Raw genomic sequence first — 4,852 nt, 5'->3', positions numbered from 1 at the left:
CGGCCCCGACACCCCCATCATCGTCACCGACGCCCGCCACCGAGCAGACGCCAAAAGCGCCCTCATCACCCTCGTCGAACACGCCCTCATGGCACGACTCAAGTAGGCGGTCGCCTACGGCAGTTGTCGTAGGCGAAACGGGGGCGGACTGTGTCCTTTGACACGATCCGCCCCTGTGTTCATAACGTTTCGACAGAGAATTCTCGTGTCACCGCAACCCGCCGCGTTCATCCGGTGTCACAGCGCGCACAACAGCCCCGTCATTTGGCGGGGCTCGCTCTTTATGCCCGTTTTATCTGAGGCTTTGGCCACTCGGAACCGGAGATTCCAGACGTTTGGATGGCAGCCGTCCCACGTGCTGGAATTCGGCGAACTCCCGAGTAGTACGGCCCCGAGAAGTACGGCTCTGAAACACACTGCGGCACGCCCCACGGGTGCCGGCTCCGAGAGGTTGTTGGTCGAGTGAAGCGAAGCAGGACGAGCTCCGCGACGCAGCAGGCGCGGGGCAACTTCACCCCGCCGCAGCGCACGGCGGTGGCACCGCCCGCGCCCGAGACCTCTGCCCCGGACGGCAAGAAGGACGCCCCGGGCAGCAGCAGCCGCTTCTCGCCGCGCAACTGGCGCGTGGCCACCAGGCTGAACGCGATCCTCCTCATCCCCGTACTGGTCGGCCTCGTCATGGGCGGCTTCGAGGTGAACGGGTCCATAGCCACCTGGCGCGACGCCCGCAACGCCGAGAAGGTCGCGAACATCGTGCGCGCCGCCTCCGACTACGGCCAGGCGCTGCTCAACGAGCGTGACCTCACCGCTCAGCCCCTGCTTGAGAACAAGCGCGACAGCGACATCGTCAGCAAGGCGTACGCGACCTCCGATGCCGCCCGCGCCAAGTTCGACGACGCCGTCAAGGGCATGCCGGACACCCCGAGCCTCAAGCGCCGCCTGGCCAAGGTCCGCGACGCCGAGAAGACCCTCGACGACCTCCGCAAGACCGCGTACGCCAAGGGCGTCGAGGCCAAGAACCCGGTCCTCACCGAAGAGGGCTACACCGCGATCCCGCACTACCTGAGCACGTTCTCCAACGAGCTCGGCCTGGGCACCGGAAACATCACCAGCTACGGCCGCATGGTGTACGCGGTCGACCTCGCCAAGTCGGCGGAGTCGCTGCAGCGCTCCATCGGCATGCACCTGCTGCTGCGGCCGAGCGACGACACCAAGACCTTCCAGATGCAGGTCAAGGCGTTCAACTCGTACAACTACCTGGAGTTCATCGCCCTCGGCGAGTTCGACGCCGGTGGTACGGACGCCGACAGCCAGCACCTCAAGGACGTCATGACGGCCAAGGCCGCCAAGGTCGCCCAGGAGTTCCCCGGAGGGAAGCTGCAGGCCGACAACGGCCCGCACATCGGCGCGGCCCCGGCGGCCGACGGCTCGATCTACAACGGGATGGCCGCCGCGATCGGCGGGGGCGAGAGCGCCAAGCAGCTCAAGGCCCAGGGCATCACGCCCGAGTCCTGGATGGCCGCGTCCACCTCGAAGTTCGACGGCTACAGCGAGGTCGAGGACGACCTGGTCACCCGGGCCGTGACCGAGGCCGGCCAGATCGCCGACGACGCCAAGACCACCGCGTACATCAACGGCGCGATCGTCGTGGTCTCCCTGCTCGCCGCGTTCATCCTGGCCGGCATGGTGGCCCGCCAGATGAGCCGCTCGATGCGCCGGCTGCGCAACGCCGCCTTCGACGTGGCCGAGCAGCGTCTGCCGATGCTCGTCGACCAGCTCTCGCGCACCGAACCCGGCCGGGTCGACACCCGCGTCGAGGCGATCCCGATCGACTCCACGGACGAGATCGGCGAGGTCGCCCGCGCCTTCGACCAGGTGCACCGCGAGGCCGTCCGGCTCGCCGCCGAGCAGGCGCTCCTGCGGGGCAACGTCAACGCGATCTTCACCAACCTCTCGCGCCGCAACCAGTCCCTGATCGAGGGCCAGCTGACCCTCATCACCGACCTGGAGAACAACGAGGCCGACCCGGACCAGCTGGAGAGCCTGTTCAAGCTGGACCACCTGGCGACCCGTATGCGCCGCAACGGCGAGAACCTCCTGGTCCTCGCCGGCGAGGAGCCGGGCCGCCGCTGGGACCAGCCGGTCCCGCTGGTCGACGTGCTGCGCGCCGCCTCCTCCGAGGTGGAGTCGTACGAGCGCATCGAGCTGTCCGGCGTGCCGGAGGCCGAGATCCACGGCCGGGCCGTGACCGACCTCGTGCACCTGCTCGCCGAGCTCCTGGAGAACGCCACCACGTTCTCCTCGCCGCAGACCAAGGTCCGCGTCACCGCGACCCGTCTTCCCGACGGCCGGGTGATGGTGGAGATCCACGACAAGGGCATCGGCCTGACCGCCGAGGACTTCGCGGACATCAACCACCGCCTGGCCAACCCGCCGACCGTGGACGCCGCGGTCTCCCAGCGCATGGGCCTGTTCGTGGTCGGCCGGCTTTCCGACCGGCACGGCATCCGCGTCCAGCTGCGCCCCTCGGGCGAGCAGGCCGGCACCACGTCCCTGGTCATGCTCCCGGACCCGATCACCCATGGTGGCGGCGGCGAGAGCGCGCCCCTGGGCGACGACTTCACGGTCTCCTCGATCATCCCCGAGCAGCACCAGCAGCAGCAGTCGTACGCGTCCGCCCCCGCGCCGATGCGTACGGCGGCCGAGCTCGGTTTCGACGACTCGCGGTACGAGAGCGCCGAGCAGGCCGACCCCCGCGAACTCGACCCGGTCAACCGGTCGCTGATGCGCGAGGAGCGCCGCGCGGCCCTGGAGGCCCAGGCGCAGGGCGGCGAACGCCCGCTGTTCCGGGACGAGTTGGAGGACCAGCAGTCCCCGGCGTACGACGGCTCGTACGAGGGCCGGCAGCAGTACGCGACGCAGGACCAGTCCTACGAAGGCTCCTACGGGCCTCAGCAGGCTGGTGGCTACGACGGCTCGTACCAGGGCCAGCAGTACGCCCCCGAGCACACCGGCGCCTACGCGCAGGACTCCTACGCGCCCCAGAACGGCTACCCGGAGTCCGGCTATGCGGAAGGCTCCTACGGGGACTCCACGGCCGACCAGGGCCCCTACGAGGCCCCGTACGCCACCCAGGCGCCGCAAGGCGATTGGCAGCAGGAGAATGCCTATCAGGAGCCGTACGCGGGCCCCTTCCAGTCGGAAGCGGAATCCGCCGAGGAGTCCCGGGGCGTTCCCGAGGGCCCCGCGGACCGCGTAGGCTTCGACCGTCCGGGCCCCACCCCGACCACCGCCCACGCGATGACCGACGCCGGTCTGCCGCGGCGCGGCGGCCAGCAGAGCTGGCCGGCCGAGCCCGAGCAGGAGCAGGCCGAGCCGTCGGAACCGGCAGGCGACTGGCGCTCGACCAACGACGAGCGCTGGACGCGGGCCGAGAAGCTCCGTGAGCCCAAGGCCGGCGGGGTCACCCCTTCCGGTCTCCCCCGGCGGGTGCCCAAGGCCAATCTGGTCGAGGGCGCGGCCGAGCAGACCCCGCAGGGCGGCCCTCAGGTCTCCCGCGCTCCGGAGGACGTGCGCGGCAGGTTGAGCAACCTGCGCCGCGGCGTCCAGCAGGGCCGTAACGCGGGGTCGGACACAAGTAACACCTACAACCAGGAGCGTTAGTGTGAGCCCGATGAGCCAGGCGGCGCAGAATCTGAACTGGTTGATCACCAACTTCGTGGACAACACCCCTGGGGTGTCCCACACGGTGGTGGTCTCCGCCGACGGACTCCTGCTGGCGATGTCCGAAGGCTTCCCCCGGGACCGGGCCGATCAGCTGGCGGCCGTGGCCTCCGGTCTGACGTCCCTCACCGCGGGCGCCTCCCGGATCTTCGAAGGCGGTGCCGTCAACCAGACGGTGGTGGAGATGGAGCGCGGCTTCCTCTTCATCATGTCGGTCTCCGACGGTTCCTCCCTCGCCGTTCTCGCGCACCCGGAGGCCGACATCGGCCTGGTGGGTTACGAGATGGCCCTGCTCGTGGACCGTGCCGGGAGTGTGCTGACTCCCGACCTGCGCGCGGAACTTCAGGGAAGCCTTCTTAACTAGTTACCGATCAGTTCTCAATCAGCAGACAGGCCGTGCGTTTCTCGCCACCGCCCCATAAGGTGCGGTGGCGCGGCCCCAATGGGACGGGCACCGGTAGTCGGAGGAGGAAACGTGACAACACCCCCAGGCGGGCACCCCTACAGCGGTGGACAGCAGTCTCCGGGTGAGCACGGCCAGAACCGCTTCAACTTCCCCTCCACGCCGAGCAGACACGGTCAGGGACAGGGCGGCCAGTACCAGGGGCCCTACCAGCAGCCGAACCGTCAGCCGAGCCCGTACGACCAGCCGCCGCAGCACCGGATCGAACCGGTGCAGCCGAGGCAGACCCCCCAGTCTTCACCTGCGGGCGGCGCGCACAATCCCCTTGTGCGCCCGTACGCCATGACCGGCGGCCGCACCCGGCCGCGCTACCAGCTCGCCATCGAGGCACTGGTGCACACCACGGCGGAACCGGCAAGGCTGCAAGGGCAGTTGCCCGAGCACCAGCGGATCTGCCACCTCTGCCGCGAGATCAAGTCGGTCGCCGAGATCTCGGCACTCCTCACCATCCCCCTCGGCGTTGCCCGAATCCTCGTCGCCGACCTGGCCGAGGCCGGACTTGTCGCCATCCACCAGCCCGGCGGCGACGAGTCCGCCGGCGGACAGCCAGACGTGACACTGCTCGAAAGGGTGCTCAGTGGACTTCGCAAGCTCTAGCGGCGGTGCTGCCCGCTCCACTACTTCCGCGAAGATCGTGGTGGCGGGCGGTTTCGGCGTGGGCAAGAC

At 69.3% G+C, this 4,852-nt stretch carries 3 protein-coding genes and 2 pseudogenes; all 5 read left to right on the top strand.

What is annotated here, in order from left to right; translation table 11 throughout:
• Positions 1–106: pseudogene (locus tag ADK54_RS09585) on the top strand (ATP-binding protein); the annotation flags it as partial.
• 356 nt (positions 107–462) lie between these two features.
• On the top strand, positions 463–3,663 hold the full coding sequence (locus ADK54_RS09580) for a nitrate- and nitrite sensing domain-containing protein (RefSeq protein ID WP_053725132.1): 3,201 nt from the start codon (positions 463–465) through the stop codon (positions 3,661–3,663).
• Positions 3,664–3,673: 10 nt separating this feature from the next.
• Entirely contained in the window at positions 3,674–4,087 is a 414-nt protein-coding gene (locus ADK54_RS09575; RefSeq protein WP_053725133.1) for a roadblock/LC7 domain-containing protein, read from the top strand.
• Positions 4,088–4,198: 111 nt separating this feature from the next.
• Positions 4,199–4,783, top strand: a complete 585-nt coding sequence (locus tag ADK54_RS43125; protein WP_078966246.1) for a DUF742 domain-containing protein — start codon at positions 4,199–4,201, stop codon at positions 4,781–4,783.
• Positions 4,764–4,852, top strand: a pseudogene (locus tag ADK54_RS44770) (ATP-binding protein); the annotation flags it as partial. The gene ADK54_RS43125 and the pseudogene ADK54_RS44770, both read left to right, overlap by 20 nt.

Source organism: Streptomyces sp. WM6378, assembly GCF_001279695.1.
Taxonomy (GTDB): domain Bacteria; phylum Actinomycetota; class Actinomycetes; order Streptomycetales; family Streptomycetaceae; genus Streptomyces.
Note: the sequence above shows the minus strand (reverse complement) of the source record. Positions and strands in the feature narration are given on the sequence as shown.